The following is a 17,243-nucleotide window of genomic DNA, read 5'->3' as shown; positions in this document are numbered from 1 at the left end:
TAATAAACCCTGTTAATAGAGAAAACTAATGCTGATCCAGCCCGAGGCTGTCGCGTAATAACTGCAACCGCTCCACGTCGCCGTCGCCGGCGGCCTGCTGGAGGGATTTGGTGGGGGCATGAATAAGGCGGTTGGTCAGTTTATGGGCCAGCTCGTGAATAACCTGCTCCACGTTGGCACCCTGCGCGATGGCGGCCAGCGCTTTGGCCTCCATTTCTGCGCGGATCTGGTCGGCCTGCGAGCGGTAGTCGCGAATGGTTTCCACCGCACCCTGCGAACGCAGCCAGGCCATAAAGTTGGTGCTTTCCTGCTGCACGATCGACTCCGCCTGCACCGCCGCCGCTTTGCGCTGCGCCAGGTTGCTTTGAATGATGGCGTGCAGATCGTCCACGCTGTACAGATAAGCGTTGGCCAGCTTGCCGACTTCCGGTTCGATATCGCGCGGTACGGCGATATCCACCAGCAGCATCGGCTGGTTGCGGCGCGCTTTCAGCGCCCGCTCCACCATCCCCTTGCCGATGATCGGCAGCGGGCTGGCGGTGGAACTGATAATGATGTCGGCGTCCGCCAGGCGTTCGTCGATCTCCGGCAAGGTGATCACTTCCGCGCCAACTTCGTCCGCCAGCAGCTGCGCGCGCTCGCGGGTGCGGTTGGCGATGATCATGTGCCGCACTTTGTGTTCGCGCAGGTGGCGCGCCACCAGCTCGATGGTTTCACCGGCGCCCACCAGCAAGACGTTGAGATCGGCCAGCGATTCGAAAATCTGCCGCGCCAGCGTACAGGCGGCGAAAGCAACGGAAACTGCGCTGGCGCCGATTTCGGTTTCGGTGCGCACGCGCTTGGCGACGGAGAAGGATTTCTGGAACAGGCGCTCCAGCTCGCCGGACAGCGACTGGCCGCGTTGCGACTCGGCGAAGGCCTTTTTCACCTGGCCGAGGATCTGCGGTTCGCCCAGCACCAGCGAGTCCAACCCGCTGGCCACCCGCATCAGATGGCTAACCGCGTCGTTGCCCTGATGCCAGTACAGGCTTTTCTTCACCTCTTCCGGGCGCAGGTTGTGGTAGGCGCACAGCCAGGCGACCAGTTGCTCGTGCATGTGTTCCTGCTGCTCCACGCTGAGATACAGCTCGGTGCGGTTGCAGGTGGACAACACGACGCCGCCCTGCACCAACGGTTGTTGGAGCAAGCTGGTCAGCGCCTCATCGATGGACTCTGGCGAGAAGGTCACCCTTTCACGCAGAGAAACCGGAGCAGTTTTGTGATTTATACCTAACGCCAGCAGGGTCATTGCTTCGAGTAATACTTCTGTTGGTACGGGTTCTCGTTGAACGGCATTCTACTTGATGCGCGGGATCAATAAAAGTAACAACCGCATCTTCCGTTCAATCGCTGTCATAGACGACATCAATTAATGAATAAGTAATAAATACAGTGAGATGATTTATAATTTGACGGCATAACATACTGAATTTTAGCGCAAGATGCGGTATCCCGCGCAGGATTCGGTAAAACCTGCAGGCTATCCGCTTATAATCCGCGCGTTTACCACCCCAGCGTGCCGCAACGATAGGATGGATCCAAGATAAAAGAGACTTGTTGGCAAAAAACCTGCTTGGCCTGAAAATAAAAAAATACCGCACCGGCAAAGCACAGAAGCGAAATGATTATTCGCACCGCTATCTTCATTCGATTATTTCCCGCAACAAAAACCCCCGGCAGCATACCGAGACAAACATCAACCAAACGCTAACGGCGGCCCCCTGCCGTAACGAAAATTGTTGCGCCCGGGCAGCGCTACGAAACGATTGTGTTAATCTTAATGGCGACCCCGACGCGCGCGCCGGGTTGGCATTGCGCCGGTAAAAGCGGCAAGATTCAACGCGATGCAGCAAAAAATTGACGCGTCGCCGCCGCCCCGTTAGCGTGAGCGCTGAATCCGGGTTTCGTCGCGCATGCCCGCAAGGACAAAAGGACAAGAGAAAGTTATGCCAATACGCAAAGTTAGTTTGCTCCGTCTGATCCCGCTGGCCAGCCTGGTGTTGGCCGCCTGTACCACCACCAAGCCGAGCGGCCCGGCCACCAGCCCGACCTCACCGCAGTGGCGCGCCCATGAGCAGGCGGTGCAGCAGCTCAGCACCTATCAGACCCGCGGCTCCTTCGCCTACTTGTCTGATCAGAAAAAAGTCTACGCCCGCTTCTTCTGGCAGCAGTTCTCGCCGGAGCGCTACCGCCTGTTGCTGACCAACCCGCTGGGCAGCACGGAAATGGATCTCAACGTGCAGAAAAACGTGGTGCAGCTGACCGATAACCAGGGTAAACGCTACGTCAGCGATAACCCGGACGAGATGATCCGCAAGCTGACCGGCATGGCGATCCCGCTGAACAACCTGCGCCAATGGATGCTCGGTCTGCCGGGCGAAGCCAACGATTTTGCGCTGGATGACCAATATCGTCTGAGCAAGCTGACCTACCAGCAGGGCGGCCAGACGTGGAAAGTGGATTACCAGGGCTACAGCACCGAGGTGCAGCCGACGCTGCCGAACCGCCTGGAGCTGCAGCAGGGCGACCAGCGCATCAAGCTGAAAATGGATAACTGGACGCTCAAATGATCCGCCAGTGGCCCTCCCCCGCGAAGCTCAACCTGTTTCTGTACATCACCGGCCGTCGTGAAGACGGCTATCACCTGCTGCAGACGTTGTTCCAGTTTTTGGATTACGGCGACACCCTGACCATTGACCCGCGCCAGGACGATCGCATTAACCTGCTGACGCCGGTCGACGGCGTGCCGGACGAGCAGAACCTGATCGTGCGCGCCGCCCGCCTGCTGCAGCGCTATTGCGATGAGCGCGGCCTGCAGACCGCAGCGCGCGGCGCCGACATCAGCATCGACAAGCGTCTGCCGATGGGCGGCGGTTTGGGCGGCGGCTCCTCCAACGCCGCCACCGTGCTGGTGGCGCTCAACGAACTGTGGCGCTGCGGCCTTGGCGACGACCAACTGGCAGAGTTGGGGCTCAACCTCGGCGCCGACGTGCCGGTGTTCGTGCGCGGCCACGCCGCTTTCGCCGAAGGCATCGGCGAGCGCCTGCAGCCGGCCGAACCGCAGGAAAAATGGTATCTGGTGGCGCACCCTGGCGTCGGCATCCCGACGCCGGTTATCTTCGGCGACGCCGAATTGAAAAGGGATACCCCGGTTCGCTCCTTAAATGAGCTGTTGCAGGCGCCGTACGCAAATGATTGCGAACCGATCGCAAGAAAACGTTTTCGCGAGGTTGAACAGCTTCTTTCATGGCTGTTAGAATACGCCCCGTCACGTCTGACTGGCACAGGTGCTTGTGTGTTTGCTGAATTCGACACAGAAATCGCCGCCCGTCAGGTGTTAAATCAAGCCCCGGAGTGGTTGCGTGGTTTTGTAGCGCGCGGCGTTAACGTCTCCCCACTACATCGCATTCGTTCCGGGCGGTTTGAGTCGTAGCTCAACGTTTCGCTGCGCAGGGTCATGCACACCTGGCCCTGTTATCCCTGCGCTGCCTGCGGTCTCAATTTTAGTTTTACATACCCGTATGTATATTGCGCCGGCGTCGCCGACTGCCCCTTGGCGATGTCGTATGACAATATCTTCTCTGGACGCAAGCCTGAGGTTCTTCTCGTGCCTGATATGAAGCTTTTTGCTGGTAACGCCACCCCGGAACTAGCACAACGTATTGCCAACCGTTTGTACACCAGCCTTGGTGACGCCGCTGTAGGTCGTTTTAGCGACGGCGAAGTGAGCGTGCAAATCAACGAAAATGTACGCGGCGGTGATATTTTCATCATCCAGTCCACCTGTGCCCCGACCAACGACAACCTGATGGAACTGGTTGTGATGGTCGACGCCCTGCGTCGCGCCTCCGCAGGTCGTATTACCGCCGTTATCCCTTACTTCGGCTATGCCCGCCAGGATCGCCGCGTGCGTTCCGCGCGTGTGCCAATCACCGCCAAGGTTGTCGCCGATTTCCTCTCCAGCGTAGGGGTTGACCGCGTTCTGACGGTGGATCTGCATGCTGAGCAGATTCAAGGCTTCTTCGACGTACCGGTAGACAACGTGTTCGGCAGCCCGATCCTGTTGGAAGACATGCTGCAGCAGAACCTGGAAAACCCGATCGTGGTTTCTCCGGACATCGGCGGCGTCGTGCGCGCCCGCGCCATCGCCAAACTGCTGAACGACACCGACATGGCCATCATCGACAAACGCCGCCCGCGCGCGAACGTTTCTCAGGTGATGCACATCATCGGTGACGTGGCAGGCCGCGACTGCGTGCTGGTCGACGACATGATCGACACCGGCGGCACCTTGTGTAAAGCGGCTGAAGCGTTGAAAGAACGCGGTGCCAAGCGCGTATTCGCCTACGCGACGCACCCGATCTTCTCCGGCAACGCCGTGGACAACATCAAGAACTCGGTGATTGATGAAGTGATCGTCTGCGACACCATTCCGCTGTCGCCGGAAATCAAGGCACTGAAAAACGTTCGCACTCTGACCCTGTCCGGCATGCTGGCTGAAGCCATCCGCCGCATCAGCAACGAAGAGTCGATCTCTGCGATGTTCGAGCATTGATGCGTCGTCTTTCCGGTGCGGCACCCACCGTGCCGGAAAGATAGCGTGCCCGACAGCAGAAAAAGAAAAACCCGTTGGTGCGTACGCAACAACGGGTTTTCTACTCGTAGTCCAACATGACCTCAGACCTTAATGCACGGCAGATATTCCCTTGCCCTGCTCTCGCTTCCCTTCTGATTTTTTAATCAATGCGACGAACGATGTTGGTCGTTACGGCACCGTTTATCAAAGTGTTTTACCCACCAGTAGCGATCCGCCACCTGCTCGCGGCCGCCGATACGCGCGCCCACCAGCCACAACAGCGCGCCGACGAAGATGCTCATGATGGCGCCGTGGGCGAAAAATTGCGGTAAATCGAACTGGGATACTTCAGCAATAATGGAGTATCCGACGCCGCCGATCATCACGACCAGCCCCAGCCCCATAAAAAAGTTGCCCATTCTGTCCGCGTTTCTACGTTTCATATGCCACCTCCATGATTGCCATGTGCCAACCGGGATAACGCTGCAACTTGTTAACCCACTTTGATAAGTTAAGTATAGTCCTTGTGGCGGCAAGGGGATTGCGGGGGCGATCACAAATGGTAAAGAATTATTGACACTTCTTAACACGGCGCTGAAAATTAGCGGACAAATTGAATTATTCAGCTAATGAATCATTCGTCTTTCTTACCTAAGACGATGGCGGAGATCGGATTTTGTCATTCGCCGCCCCGACAGGTAGACTAAGGCCCTTTCCATTACCCTGATCATAGCGAATCTCCCAGTGAGCAGTATTAAATTGATAGTCGGCCTGGCCAACCCGGGCGCGGAATACGCCCAGACGCGCCACAACGCCGGCGCCTGGTACGTCGATCTGCTGGCCCAGCGCCACAATCAGCAGTTGAAAGAAGAGAGCAAGTTCTTCGGCTACACCGCCCGCTTGAACCTGGCAGGCAACGACGTGCGCCTGCTGGTGCCGACCACCTTCATGAACCTGAGCGGCAAAGCGGTGCTGGCGATGGCCAACTTCTACCGCATCGAACCGAACGAGATCCTGGTGGCGCACGACGAGCTGGATCTGCCGCCCGGCGTGGCCAAAATCAAGCTCGGCGGTGGCAACGGCGGCCACAACGGCCTGAAGGACATCCAGAACAAGTTCGGCAACAACCCGAACTTCTATCGCCTGCGCATCGGTATCGGCCATCCGGGTGACAAGAACAAGGTGGTGGGATTCGTGCTCGGCAAGCCGCCGGCCAGCGAGCAGAAGATGATTGACGAAGCGATCGACGAGTCGCTGCGCTGCACCGAAATGCTGATGAAGGACGGGCTGGAAAAAACCGTTCAGCGCCTGCACAGCTTCAAGGCGCAGGCCTGAACCTTGCCGCAGCGGGCGCCCTGCCCGCTGCCTGCTTTTAGCCGCGCGGGTTGAAGGTTTCCTCTCCCACCCGGCGATCGTCGGCGGTGAAGCCCTCTTCCGCCACGTAATACTGCGGATCGTCCAGCTCATGGCTGCAGAACGGCCCGGCGCGCTTGAGCAAGCGCACGCAGTCACCGCTCAGGTGGCGCAGGCGGATGCTTTTTCCCGCCGCCAGATAACGCGCCGTCAGCTTATCGATAGCCTCTACGCCGCTGGAATCCATCACCCGGGTGCCGGCAAAATCCAGCACCACATTCTGCGCATCGCTCTGCGGATCGAACAGCTCGGCGAAAGCGGCGGCGGAGCCGAAGAACAGCGGGCCATCCAGTTGATACACCGCCACGTCGCCCGCCACCTGCCGCTGGCGCACGCGGATGCGCGCTTGCTGCCAGGCGAACACCAGCGCCGAGATAATCACCCCGCTGATCACCGCCACCGCCAGATCGGTAAAGATGGTGATCAGCGTGACGATGATCATTACCAGCGCATCGGCTTTCGGCATGCGGCGCAAACGGCGCAGCGAGCTCCACTCGAAGGTGTTGTAACACACCACCAGCATCACCCCCGCCAGCGCCGCCACCGGCAACAGGCCGATATAGCGCGACAGGCTGACCACGAACAGAATCAACAGAATGGCGCCTACCGTGCCGGAAATGCGCCCGCGCCCGCCTGAGGTGAAGTTGATGATCGACTGGCCGATCATCGCGCAGCCGGCGAAGCAGCCGAACAGGCCGCATACCGCGTTACCGGCGCCCTGCGCGATGCTCTCGCGGTTGCCGTTCCCCTTCTTGCCGCCCATTTCATCCAGCACCGTCATGGTCAGCAGCGATTCAATCAAACCGACCAGGGCGATCACCACCGCGTAGGGCAGCACTACCCGCACCATCTCCAGGGTGAACGGCGCCGTCGGCAGGCTGAAGTGCGGCAGCGCGCCGGAAATGTCCGCCAGATCGCCCACCCGCAGCGTGTGCAGATTGAGACCGATTGCCAACGCCGAGACCACCAGCAGCGCCGCCAGCGAAGACGGAATGGCTTTGGTCAGGCGCGGGAACAGCACCACCACCGCAATTGCCAGCGCCACCAGGCCGTACATCAGCGGCCCCTGCCCGGCGATCATCTTCAGCTGCGCCAACATGATGACGATCGCCAGACCGTTGACGAAGCCGTGGATCGCCGGCAGCGGCACCAGACGAATGAACTTGCCCAGCCGGAAGGCACCGATCAGGATTTGAATCGCCCCGGCGAACAGCGTGGCCCACAGCACGTAACCCATGCCGTACTGCGCCGCCAGACTCATCAGCACCACCACAATGGAGCCGGCGGCACCGGAGACCATGCCCGGCTTGCCGCCGAACAGCGCCGTGACCAGGCCGATAATAAACGCGGTGTGCAAACCGACGATCGGCGAAAGACCGGCGACCAGCGAAAAGCCGACCGCCTCGGGGATCATCGAAACCGCCACCACAAAGCCCGCCAGGACTTCATTTTTAACGTCCGCGATCCTGACGTTACTCAGATTAAACATGCATTATTCACTTATGACAGATGACATCATCTCCCCGCGTAGCGGGTATGGAGAGCCGCAAGGGGCGGCAGACTGCAGGCGGGCACAACTCAGGGTGGCGTAGGCAAGAAATACATCCGGCGCGTTTCCTGTCGGTTAATCGGAATGGCCAGTATGGGTAAATGTGATCCAAATCTCAAATAAAAACCGGCCGCCCGCGCTGCGTTCGCCCCGGCCAAGCAAGTCTGATCGAGATAAACGCCCATTACGTGTATAATGGCGGCATTATTTTGCCCTTTATGCAGTCGATTAAACCTAACCGACTAATAGTTAAGATATTTAAGGTGATTACAACATGGGATTCAAATGCGGTATCGTCGGCCTGCCTAACGTAGGCAAATCCACCCTGTTCAACGCGTTGACCAAAGCGGGCATTGAAGCAGCCAACTTCCCGTTCTGCACCATTGAACCGAACACCGGTGTGGTGCCGATGCCCGATCCGCGTCTGGATAAGCTGGCCGAGATCGTCAAGCCGCAGCGCATTCTGCCAACTACCATGGAATTCGTCGACATCGCCGGCCTGGTGAAAGGCGCGTCTAAAGGTGAAGGCCTGGGCAACCAGTTCCTGACCAACATCCGCGAAACCGAAGCCATCGGCCACGTGGTGCGCTGCTTCGAGAACGACAACATCATCCACGTCAACAACAAGGTCGATCCGGCCGAAGATATCGACGTGATCAACACCGAGCTGGCACTGTCTGACCTGGACACCTGCGAGCGCGCCATCCACCGCGTGCAGAAGAAAGCCAAAGGCGGCGACAAAGACGCCAAGGCCGAGCTGGCGGCGCTGGAGAAATGCCTGCCGCACCTGGAAAACGCCGGCATGCTGCGCGCGCTGGACCTGACCGCAGAAGACAAGGCGGCGATCAAATACCTGAGCTTCCTGACGCTGAAGCCGACCATGTACATCGCCAACGTCAACGAAGACGGCTTCGAGAACAACCCGTACCTGGACACCGTGCGTAAAATCGCCGACGCCGAAGGCTCCGTGGTAGTTGCCGTGTGCGCCGCCGTGGAATCCGACATCGCCGAGCTGGAAGACGAAGAGCGCGACGAGTTCATGGCCGAGCTGGGCCTGGAAGAGCCGGGCCTGAACCGCGTGATCCGCGCCGGTTACGAGCTGCTGAACCTGCAGACCTACTTCACCGCCGGCGTGAAAGAAGTGCGCGCCTGGACCATCCCGGTCGGCGCCACCGCCCCGCAGGCGGCCGGCAAGATCCACACCGACTTCGAGAAAGGCTTTATCCGCGCGCAAACCATCGCCTTTGACGACTTCATCACCTACAAGGGTGAGCAAGGCGCCAAAGAAGCCGGCAAAATGCGCTCCGAAGGTAAAGACTACATCGTCAAAGACGGCGACGTGATGAACTTCTTGTTCAACGTCTAACCCCTTCCCCGCAGCGTTTCTCTCCGCTGCCGGAAACGGAAAAATCCACGCTTCGGCGTGGATTTTTTATTCTCGGCAAGGAACCCGCCAGCACTTGAAGCAGTGCGGCATCGCCCCAGCAGAAACCCTTATTTATTTAACCGCGCGAAAAGCGCCAGACCGTTATTTCGGTTGAAGCTTGCTTTTTGCGCATCAGTCAGGTTTGTTTCGGCGTCGAGAATATGATTAAACTTAGCGGCGACGGACTCCGGTGCATAAGGATAATCGCTGCCGAACAGAATATTATTATGATTCGCAAAGGTCAGCAGGCTGGAGAATGCATTCGGGCCGGAAGACAATGCGGTATCAAAATAAAAACGCTTAAACTTATCGTTCAATTCCTGAGCTGACGGCCCATTTGGATTAAGCGACTCCGCCAGCAATGTAAAACGCAAAGCGGCATAAGGCAGGAAGCCGCCGGCATGCGAAAGAATAATTTTCACGTCAGGATAATTGTCCATAACGCCGTTCAGCACCATATGGACGGCATTGCGGGTAGTATCAAACGGATAATCAACCAAGGGGCCAGGAACGCCATCCAGCAAATCCATGATGGGATGACCAGGGTGAATGAAAACAACGGCAGAGCGTTGGTTAAGCGCCGCCCAAAGCGGAGCCCACTTTTTATCCCCTAAATAAACCCCTTCATAGTTGGTTAATAACACCACGCCATCGGCTTTCAGCACATCCAGTGCATACTCAACTTCACGCACTGCCCCCTCAACGTCCGGCAACGGCACAGTCGCGAAGTGACCAAACCGCGTGGGGTATTTCGCCACCAGATCCGCCGTATATTCATTGACTTTCCTGGCCATATCGCGGCGCGCCTGGCCTTCCCAGCCAACCACGCTTGGCGCGGTTAACGACAAGACGCTGGTCGCTATTTGCTGTCTGTCCATATAGCGCAGATGGTCGTCCGCCGTCCATTTGGGCAAGTTCCATCCGGACGGATCGCCGCCGTGGCTCGGCAGCGCACTGCCCCAAAAGGGCGGAACCAGGTGAGTATGAACATCAATTCTGGCTAATGAATTCATTTAGCGCCTCCACTATATATATTTGTTCGTTGGAAACATATAGCAACACGCTGAGTGTTGTTGACTAGCCCGCATTTCAGAAATAACCTACACTTTAACGCGAGTTCTATTAGAGGGTATTTTCATGGGCACTATATATCCAATTCATTTTTTTGAACGACTGATACAGGAATCTAATCCATGAATTTTCGCCATATCCAGGCATTCCTGGCCCTCGTTGAAGAAAAACACTTTGGCAAAGCGGCCAAACGCATTCATATTACGCAGTCGGCTTTCAGCATGCAGATAAAAGCGCTGGAAGAAGAGATTGGCGCACCACTTTTTATTCGTAACAACCGTAATGTAGAACTCACCGAAGTGGGAGAGATATTTTTAAAGAATGCGCCGGATATTTATGAAAAAATAAAAAGCACGCTTGACGAAACCAAAGCGGCGGCGAAAGGTGAGAATGGCAATGTGCGCATCGGATTTGTCGGCAATGCCGTGGCGGCAGGATTAGTCACCGCCGATATTCATCGATTTAAAGCAGAGCATCCCGGCGTAAACTTCCGCGCCAAAGAGATGTCTTACTGGAAACAAATCGATGAGATCGTCAACGGAAATATCGACGTCAGCTACTGCCCCAATCTGGATCTCAGCATCCCACCAGAACTCGGCTTTATAGCCATAAAAAAATTTGACTGGGTTGTCGTGATTCAGGAAGACTCCGATCTGGCGAAAAAAGAGGCCTTGAACAAGGAAGACCTCTCTGGACGAGACTTTATCATCTACTCGGAAAACAGCGGAGACGATGGCCAGCTTCGTATCCTGAACGCCATTATTGAAGAAGACATCAAGGTGGCCTATCGGTTGGACAGCACCTTAAGCGTGCTCGCCATGGTGGCCTCCGGCCTGGGCATCGCCATCGTTCCCTCAACGCTATCCTCAATCAAACTGCCTAACATCACCTACAGGCCGATCCCCGCCGTCGATAACGCAACTGAGGTTTTTTTCATCTATCGCAAGAATGAAAAATCCGCCATCGTTAATGCATTCATAGCCGATGTACAACATAACCTATGAGGCCTGCCGGGTTACTCTCACAGCCCCCACGCGGTGATGCCGCTTCTGTTTAAGCGAGATAATAACCCGGCACTCATCGTCGCCTTTAAGCATCGGATATTCCGCCAGCGCCGCTACCCTCCCACACCGAAGGCCGGTTCTCCTTGCGCCACCGCTCTCCCGCCGCCGTCCCCGGCGCCGGCGGTTTTAAACCTTCGATAGTCCACAGCGAGAACGGCGTTTCGTCCACATGCAGCTCCCAGCGCAGCCCGCGTGCGGCGATGTAGGGTTGCAGGATGCGGGTGCAGGCCGCCAGAAATTGCTGCTGCTCCGCGTCGTTGTCCATGGCGCGCGCGATATGGTCGATGGTCACCCGCACGAAGTCATCGGCCGGTTCGCCGCCGAGATAGGCCGAACCTGTCGGCAACGCATGGAAGAAGACGTTGACGTAGAAACGCGGCAAAAAGTCCTGGTACAGGGCGGTGACCTGCTGCGCAATCGCGCGTTTATCGGCAGCGCTGAAGGCCGGTTCGGGGTGGTAGATCTGCCACAGTGGCATCGCGTTATCTCCTCGGTGTGGGCGTGGGCTATCAGCAACCGCTTTGATCGGTAGCCGGTTTAAAACATTAACTCCAATAATTAGAGTAATAACTCCAATTATTGAAGTTATCAAGCGAAGGCGATAAAATTATCGGCATTCCGGTGGCAAGCAGAGGCACAACAGGATGAAGGCAAAAGATTTTGAAGGCATGACGTGTTCGGTGGCCCACGTGCTGTCGGCGTTGGGCGATCGCTGGGGCGCTATCCTCATGCGCGATCTGCTGCTGGGGCTCTCGCGTTATGACGATCTGCGCCAGTCGACCGGCATCACCAACAGTACGCTGGCCAATCGGCTCAAAGCGCTGGAAAGCGAAGGCCTTATCGAAAAGCGGCAATACCAGACCCGCCCCGATCGCTATGAGTATCTGCCGACGGAGAAGGGAAAAGATCTCGGGCTGCTGGTGATGGCGATGATTCAGATTGGCGACAAGTGGAATCTGTCCGAGCTGGCCGGGCCGCCGCTGCGCGTGGTCGACCGCATGACCGGCCACCCCGCCACCCTGCGCGTAGTGGATGCCGTGACCGGCGAATCGCTGCCGCCGCAAAGCCTGGCGCTGGCGGCCGGGCCCGGCGCCGATGAGATCACGCGATGGCGGCTGGCCGTCGGCCAGGCCCGATAACGGCGCTACAGCAGCGCAATCATCTTCAACAGTTCCACCCGATTGCGAATGCCGAACTTTTTGCCGGCGTTATTGAGGTGCGAATAAACGGTTTTCGGATGCAGGTTTAGCCGCCGCGCGGTCAGGCGGATATCTTCCGTACGGGCGGTTTCACACAGCACCGCCGCCTCGCCAGGCGTGATCGCCGCCGCCCGATGCCGGTTCATCACGCGCCGCTCACCTTCCTCCTCACGGCGGACCAGCGCCGTGCAAGTCTCTCGCACCATCTGCAACGCTTCCCGTTTGTGCAAAATCGCATCCGGCTGCGCCGCAGCGATAAACGCCAGAATCAGCGGCGAAGTCTTATCGACGAAGAACAGTAATCTCACGCCGTTATATTCACGGCGGGTATAATTAATGAATTTCAAATAGGCTTCGAACCGGTAAATCTCATGGGGAAAGTCCATGATAATTAAATCAGGCGCCGGGCTTATATTTTTAACGATGTTAATATCTGGCGAGGATAAGGTTATCACCCCGCCACCCAATAATGTTTTCATGCCCAGCCGGCACAGCGGCGAGCCGTCGATATAAATCACTCTCACTTTAATTCTCCTTATCAGCATGGCAGCATGCTTCCACACCTCAGGCGACTTGTCGCCGTTCTTTTTTGGGGTAATTCGCCGGCAAAGCACACCAATAAAAAACATCTTGATAACATGTTTTTCAAATAATCACGCAACCGCCAGTACGTTGATTAATCCGCAAAAAAGGCATGAATGTTTCAAATTATTTCCATCACAAAATCCGGCGATCCAATAAAAACGCAACGCAATGATATAGATCTATTTTCCATTTTGTATGATATAAGCAAAAATGAAAATAAATGTAACAACCCACACCACCGCCTTATTACCATGCGGAAAACACCTATAGGGAAAATTCTTAGTTTGTTAGGATGAAAATCCATGTTTGCCGACGCGTTTAAAAAACAATTGCGCAACATGATTAACCCACAACCGCACGTCAGTAATTTATTACTGTCAGGAAAGCTTTTATCTAAAGTTAATTAAAGGGCATTTCACATGAATGTTAAATTAGTCGCATTATCCCTGCTGGCTCTCTCCGGCGCCTGTGCGGCCGCCTCGTCCAATACGGTGCAATTCAAAGGCGAAGTCAGCACGCAAACCTGTTCGGTGAATATTAACGGCAACCAATCCAACCCGGTCGTGCTGCTGCCGACCGTCGCCGCCAGCAAACTCGCCACCAAAGGCGCCACCGCCGGCGACACCACCTTTACCGTTAACGTGACGGGCTGCGCGGCGGCGACCAGCGATACGGCGATCAAAACCGTGCTGGCGGGCAACAACCCGACCACCAACGGCAACCTGGGCAACGCGGGCGATGCCGCCAAGGTGTCCATTCAACTGCTGGACAGCGACGCCACCACGCCGCTGTCGTTCGCCAGCGGTTCGACCGTCACCACGTCGGCGATGACGCTGGCGAAAGACGCCACCTCCACCTCGCAGAACCTGGTGGCCCGCTACTACGCGGAAGACACCGGCGTAGCGGCCGGTTCGGTGATCGCCACCGCCCAGTTCGCCATTAGCTACAAATAAGCCGGCGTCAGGCGCCATACCTGTTGATGCCAGCGCCGTTCCTTAGTGGACGGCGCTGAATGACTCGCTCCCTTTATCGGTTCACGTTTATGCCGCAGATATCCCGTTCCGCCCGCCGATGGGCCGCCCTGTCGCTTTGCCTGATGAGTTTTGCCGCCACCCACGCCTTGGCCAGCGTAACGCTGCTCGGCAACCGCGTGATCTACCCCGCCGAGGCGCGGGAGAAAACGCTGCAGTTCACCAACGATGACGGCGTCCCGGCGCTGATGCAGATCTGGCTCGACATCAACAACCCGCAGTCCACGCCGGAAAACGCCGATGCGCCCTTTGTCGCCTCGCCGCAAATCTTCCGCATGAATCCGCACAGCGGGCAAATGGTGCGGTTGTCGTTCGTCGGTCAGCCGCTGGCGCGCGATCGCGAATCGCTGTTCTACCTTAACTTCCTGCAGGTGCCCGCCGTACGGCAGACGGACAACGACAAGAACAAACTGCTGCTGGTGGTCACCAATCGGCTGAAGGTGTTTTATCGCCCCGCCGGGCTGGCCGGCGACGCCAACCACGTCATCGATCGCCTTAGCCTGCGCCAGGTCGGCAACGCGCTGCGCGTCGACAACCCGACCGGCTACTACGCCAACGTCAGCCAAGCGGTCATCCTGAGCGGCGCGAAGCGCAGCGCCATTCCGCAGGCGGATCTGATCCCGCCGTTTTCACAGGCCAATTGGCCGGTGAACGGGGAGGTACGGCAGGTCGCACTGCGCGTCATCAATGACTATGGGGTGGAAATCACGCGCACCCTGAACGTCGCGCGCTGAAACCAGACAGGGAGGTTCCCATGTTCGATGTCCGCAAGGCGACGCCGCTGCCCGCACGCTGGTGCTGCGCGCTGCTGGCGCTGCCGCTGGGCTGCGCCGCCGCCGACGGCTATACCTTCGATCCCGCGCTGCTGCGCGGCAGCGTGCTGAGCAACAGCGCCCTGAGCCAGTTCAACCAGCAGGACGCCGTCGCCCCCGGCAGCTATCAGATCGATCTGTACCTCAACGGCCAGTTTCTCGAGCGCGACCAAATTCGCTTCGTGCGCGCAGGCCAGCAGGTGCTGCCCTGTTTCGATCGGCCGCAGCTGACGCGCTTCGGGCTGAAGAACCCGCCGGCGGCCGAGGCGGAATGCCTGCTGCCCGGCCGGGATCTCAAAGACATCACGGTGAACGCCGATATCTCGCGGCTACGGCTGGATCTCAGCGTTCCGCAGGCGCTGTTGAACGGCCGGCCGCGCGGCAGCGTCAACCCCGCCAGCCTGGACAGCGGCGAATCGATGGCCTTCGTCAATTACAACCTCAACCAGTACCACGTCAGCTACCGGCAGGGGCAAACCCGCGATCTCGACTCGACCTACGCCAACCTGAACGGCGGGTTCAACCTCGGGCTATGGCGCTACCGCCAGCAGTCCAGCTACCGCTACGATCGGGAGTTCGGCGGTCACCTGGACACCAGCCGCCGCTACGTGCAGCGCGCAATCCTGCCCTGGCGCAGCGAAATGCTGTTGGGCGAAGGCTTTACCGACGGGCACTTCTTCTCCGGCTTGGGCTTTCGCGGCATTCAGCTCAGCTCGGACGATCGCATGCTGCCGGATTCCCAGCGCGGCTATGCGCCGGTGGTGCGCGGCGTGGCGAAAAGCAACGCGCGCGTGACGGTGCTGCAGGGCAAAAGCACGCTGTATGAAACCACGGTGGCGCCGGGGCCGTTCGCCATCAACGATCTGTACGCCACCAACTACGCCGGCGATCTCACCGTGGTGGTGACCGAAGCCGACGGCAGCGTCAGCACCTTCACCGTGCCGTTCGCCGCGGTGCCGGAATCCATTCGCCCCGGCCAGTCGCGCTACTCCGCGATCGTCGGCCGTTCCCGCTACGTCGGCGACAACGATCTGTTCAGCGAAGTGACCTGGCAGCACGGCCTGACCAACGCTCTGACCTTCAACCTCGGCAACCAGCTGGCGGACGGCTATCAGGCGGTAATGCTGGGTGGCGTGTACAGCAGCTGGCTGGGCGCCTTCGGCATGGATACCACCTATTCCCACGCCAGCCTGCCGGACGGCGGCGCCTCCGGCTGGATGCTGCACCTCTCTTACAGCCGAACCTTCAGCCCGACGGACACCACGCTATCCATCGCCGGCTACCGCTACTCTACCGAAGGCTTTCGCGATCTCAGCGACGTGCTCGGCGTGCGGCGCGCCGCCGTTACCGGTCAAAACTGGCAGTCCGACTCCTACCGCCAGCGTTCGCGTTTCGAGGTCGCCGTCAATCAGGGCATGGGCGCGTTCGGCAGCCTGACGATGTCCGGTTCGACTCAGGACTACCGCGACCAGCGCGGCCGCGACAATCAGCTCCAACTGGGCTGGGGAAAAACCTTCGGCAACGGCGTGGCGCTTAACCTCTCCGTCACCCGCACTCGCAGTCTGGGCTACAGCAACGGCGACTACCGCGGCTACGGGCCGCTGGATAACGTCTACAGCGCGCCGCTGGCGCAGAACGCGCAGACCGTCACCGCCCTGTCGCTGAGCTTCCCGCTCGGGCGCTCATCATCCGCCCCCAGCGTCTCGCTGCTGGCCAATCATAGCCAGGGTCAGGGCGGCAATTATCAGGCTGCGCTCTCGGGCAGCGTCGGCGACGAACAGCCGGTCAGCTACGGCCTGAACTTCACCACCGACGACGATCGCCAGCAAAGCATCTGGGGCGGCAACCTGCAAACCCGTCTGCCTTACGCCAACGTCACCGGCTCGTTCTCCACCGCGCGCCAGTATCGACAAGGTTCCCTGTCGCTGCAGGGCGCCGTGGTGGCGCACCGCGGCGGCGTGACATTAGGGCCGTATGTCGGCGACACCTTCGCCCTGATCGAAGCGCCCGGCGCCAGCGGCGCACGGGTGATGGACGGCCAGGGCGCGCGCGTCGATCGCTTCGGCTACGCCCTGGCACCGTCACTGGTGCCCTATCACTACAACACCGTCGCGCTGAACCCCGAGGGCATGAACGACAAAGCGGAGCTGGAAGACGGCCAGCGGCGCGTGGCACCGTACGCCGGCGCCACGGTGCGCCTGCGCTTCAACACCGTGCGCGGCCAGGCGCTGCTGATCACCGCGCAGCGGCCCGATAACGCGCCGATCCCGATGGGCGCCAACGTGTTGGACCCAGCGGGCAACAGCGTGGGCATGGTCGGCCAGGCCAATCAGGTGTATCTGCGCAGCGATCGGAGCGCCGGCGAACTGACGCTGAACTGGGGCGACGCGCCCGGCCAGCAATGCACGCTGTATTACCGCCTGCCCGCCGGGGAAGACAGCCCGATTCAGCGGCTCAGCGCCCCGTGCCGCTAGCCCG

17 protein-coding genes are annotated in these 17,243 nt (G+C 58.7%); 11 read left to right on the top strand and 6 right to left on the bottom strand.

Annotation, left to right across the window (positions count from 1 at the left end; genetic code table 11):
* Positions 1-25: 25 nt before the first annotated feature.
* On the bottom strand, positions 26-1,288 hold the full coding sequence (gene hemA / locus ATE40_RS06625; protein ID WP_019454778.1) for a glutamyl-tRNA reductase: 1,263 nt from the start codon (positions 1,286-1,288) through the stop codon (positions 26-28).
* 308 nt (positions 1,289-1,596) lie between these two features.
* On the opposite strand from hemA, the gene ATE40_RS24575 reads away from it, so the two are divergent.
* The 4 genes from ATE40_RS24575 to prs all read left to right on the top strand — a co-directional run bounded on the left by ATE40_RS24575 (position 1,597) and on the right by prs (position 4,594).
* A complete protein-coding gene (locus tag ATE40_RS24575) occupies positions 1,597-1,863 on the top strand; it encodes a hypothetical protein (RefSeq protein ID WP_156785406.1) in 267 nt (88 codons plus the stop codon).
* Between the two features lie 122 nt (positions 1,864-1,985).
* Positions 1,986-2,609, top strand: coding sequence for a lipoprotein insertase outer membrane protein LolB (gene lolB, locus ATE40_RS06620; protein WP_025160275.1), 624 nt, complete (start codon positions 1,986-1,988; stop codon positions 2,607-2,609).
* A complete protein-coding gene (gene ispE, locus ATE40_RS06615; protein ID WP_063919242.1) occupies positions 2,606-3,472 on the top strand; it encodes a 4-(cytidine 5'-diphospho)-2-C-methyl-D-erythritol kinase in 867 nt (288 codons plus the stop codon). The genes lolB and ispE overlap by 4 nt, the downstream gene beginning before the upstream one ends.
* A 174-nt stretch (positions 3,473-3,646) precedes the next feature.
* Positions 3,647-4,594 carry a ribose-phosphate diphosphokinase gene (gene prs, locus ATE40_RS06610; RefSeq protein ID WP_004941061.1) on the top strand — a complete coding sequence of 316 codons (948 nt, stop codon included), beginning with the start codon at positions 3,647-3,649 and terminating at the stop codon, positions 4,592-4,594.
* A gap of 185 nt (positions 4,595-4,779) precedes the next feature.
* On the opposite strand, the gene ychH is transcribed toward prs, so the two are convergent.
* Positions 4,780-5,058, bottom strand: coding sequence for a stress-induced protein YchH (ychH, locus tag ATE40_RS06605; protein WP_025160276.1), 279 nt, complete (start codon positions 5,056-5,058; stop codon positions 4,780-4,782).
* A 301-nt stretch (positions 5,059-5,359) separates the two neighbouring features.
* Between ychH and pth the strand changes: the two genes are divergently transcribed.
* Entirely contained in the window at positions 5,360-5,950 is a 591-nt protein-coding gene (pth, locus tag ATE40_RS06600; RefSeq protein WP_004941053.1) for an aminoacyl-tRNA hydrolase, read from the top strand.
* Between the two features lie 37 nt (positions 5,951-5,987).
* Here the strand turns inward: pth and ATE40_RS06595 are convergent, their stop codons facing one another.
* Positions 5,988-7,517, bottom strand: coding sequence for a SulP family inorganic anion transporter (locus ATE40_RS06595; RefSeq protein ID WP_019454771.1), 1,530 nt, complete (start codon positions 7,515-7,517; stop codon positions 5,988-5,990).
* 334 nt (positions 7,518-7,851) lie between these two features.
* Here ATE40_RS06595 and ychF point away from each other — a divergent pair, with 334 nt between their 5' ends.
* Positions 7,852-8,943, top strand: coding sequence for a redox-regulated ATPase YchF (gene ychF, locus ATE40_RS06590; protein WP_004941048.1), 1,092 nt, complete (start codon positions 7,852-7,854; stop codon positions 8,941-8,943).
* 128 nt (positions 8,944-9,071) lie between these two features.
* Here ychF and ATE40_RS06585 read toward each other — a convergent pair whose 3' ends face one another.
* Positions 9,072-10,016, bottom strand: coding sequence for an amidohydrolase family protein (locus ATE40_RS06585; protein ID WP_019454770.1), 945 nt, complete (start codon positions 10,014-10,016; stop codon positions 9,072-9,074).
* A 180-nt stretch (positions 10,017-10,196) separates the two neighbouring features.
* Between ATE40_RS06585 and ATE40_RS06580 the strand changes: the two genes are divergently transcribed.
* Positions 10,197-11,078 (top strand): LysR family transcriptional regulator, encoded by an 882-nt coding sequence (locus tag ATE40_RS06580; protein ID WP_063919241.1) that lies wholly within the window; start codon positions 10,197-10,199, stop codon positions 11,076-11,078.
* An 85-nt stretch (positions 11,079-11,163) separates the two neighbouring features.
* On the opposite strand, the gene ATE40_RS06575 is transcribed toward ATE40_RS06580, so the two are convergent.
* Positions 11,164-11,616, bottom strand: a complete 453-nt coding sequence (locus ATE40_RS06575; RefSeq protein WP_063919240.1) for a tautomerase family protein — start codon at positions 11,614-11,616, stop codon at positions 11,164-11,166.
* Positions 11,617-11,782: 166 nt separating this feature from the next.
* On the opposite strand from ATE40_RS06575, the gene ATE40_RS06570 reads away from it, so the two are divergent.
* Positions 11,783-12,277 (top strand): winged helix-turn-helix transcriptional regulator, encoded by a 495-nt coding sequence (locus tag ATE40_RS06570; protein ID WP_063919239.1) that lies wholly within the window; start codon positions 11,783-11,785, stop codon positions 12,275-12,277.
* A 5-nt stretch (positions 12,278-12,282) separates the two neighbouring features.
* On the opposite strand, the gene ATE40_RS06565 is transcribed toward ATE40_RS06570, so the two are convergent.
* A complete protein-coding gene (locus ATE40_RS06565; RefSeq protein ID WP_244889067.1) occupies positions 12,283-12,684 on the bottom strand; it encodes a helix-turn-helix transcriptional regulator in 402 nt (133 codons plus the stop codon).
* A gap of 657 nt (positions 12,685-13,341) precedes the next feature.
* Between ATE40_RS06565 and ATE40_RS06560 the strand changes: the two genes are divergently transcribed.
* The 3 genes from ATE40_RS06560 (at position 13,342) to ATE40_RS06550 (ending at position 17,239) form a co-directional block, all read left to right on the top strand.
* Complete coding sequence (locus ATE40_RS06560) at positions 13,342-13,875, top strand: fimbrial protein (RefSeq protein ID WP_019454765.1); 534 nt, start codon at positions 13,342-13,344, stop codon at positions 13,873-13,875.
* An 89-nt stretch (positions 13,876-13,964) separates the two neighbouring features.
* Complete coding sequence (locus ATE40_RS06555) at positions 13,965-14,687, top strand: fimbrial biogenesis chaperone (RefSeq protein WP_019454764.1); 723 nt, start codon at positions 13,965-13,967, stop codon at positions 14,685-14,687.
* Positions 14,688-14,707: 20 nt separating this feature from the next.
* Positions 14,708-17,239 carry a fimbria/pilus outer membrane usher protein gene (locus tag ATE40_RS06550; protein WP_063919238.1) on the top strand — a complete coding sequence of 844 codons (2,532 nt, stop codon included), beginning with the start codon at positions 14,708-14,710 and terminating at the stop codon, positions 17,237-17,239.
* The last annotated feature ends 4 nt before the right edge of the window (positions 17,240-17,243 follow it).

Origin of the sequence: Serratia surfactantfaciens, assembly GCF_001642805.2 — a bacterium.
Lineage (GTDB): Bacteria > Pseudomonadota > Gammaproteobacteria > Enterobacterales > Enterobacteriaceae > Serratia > Serratia surfactantfaciens.
Note: the sequence above shows the minus strand (reverse complement) of the source record. Positions and strands in the feature narration are given on the sequence as shown.

Coding starts and splice junctions, on each gene's coding strand:
- hemA (WP_019454778.1), bottom strand. CDS start 1,288: ATGACCCTGCTGGCGTTAGGTATAAATCACAAAACTGCTCCGGTTTCT.
- lolB (WP_025160275.1), top strand. CDS start 1,986: ATGCCAATACGCAAAGTTAGTTTGCTCCGTCTGATCCCGCTGGCCAGC.
- ispE (WP_063919242.1), top strand. CDS start 2,606: ATGATCCGCCAGTGGCCCTCCCCCGCGAAGCTCAACCTGTTTCTGTAC.
- ychH (WP_025160276.1), bottom strand. CDS start 5,058: ATGAAACGTAGAAACGCGGACAGAATGGGCAACTTTTTTATGGGGCTG.
- ATE40_RS06595 (WP_019454771.1), bottom strand. CDS start 7,517: ATGTTTAATCTGAGTAACGTCAGGATCGCGGACGTTAAAAATGAAGTC.
- ychF (WP_004941048.1), top strand. CDS start 7,852: ATGGGATTCAAATGCGGTATCGTCGGCCTGCCTAACGTAGGCAAATCC.
- ATE40_RS06585 (WP_019454770.1), bottom strand. CDS start 10,016: ATGAATTCATTAGCCAGAATTGATGTTCATACTCACCTGGTTCCGCCC.
- ATE40_RS06580 (WP_063919241.1), top strand. CDS start 10,197: ATGAATTTTCGCCATATCCAGGCATTCCTGGCCCTCGTTGAAGAAAAA.
- ATE40_RS06575 (WP_063919240.1), bottom strand. CDS start 11,616: ATGCCACTGTGGCAGATCTACCACCCCGAACCGGCCTTCAGCGCTGCC.
- ATE40_RS06570 (WP_063919239.1), top strand. CDS start 11,783: ATGAAGGCAAAAGATTTTGAAGGCATGACGTGTTCGGTGGCCCACGTG.
- ATE40_RS06560 (WP_019454765.1), top strand. CDS start 13,342: ATGAATGTTAAATTAGTCGCATTATCCCTGCTGGCTCTCTCCGGCGCC.
- ATE40_RS06555 (WP_019454764.1), top strand. CDS start 13,965: ATGCCGCAGATATCCCGTTCCGCCCGCCGATGGGCCGCCCTGTCGCTT.
- ATE40_RS06550 (WP_063919238.1), top strand. CDS start 14,708: ATGTTCGATGTCCGCAAGGCGACGCCGCTGCCCGCACGCTGGTGCTGC.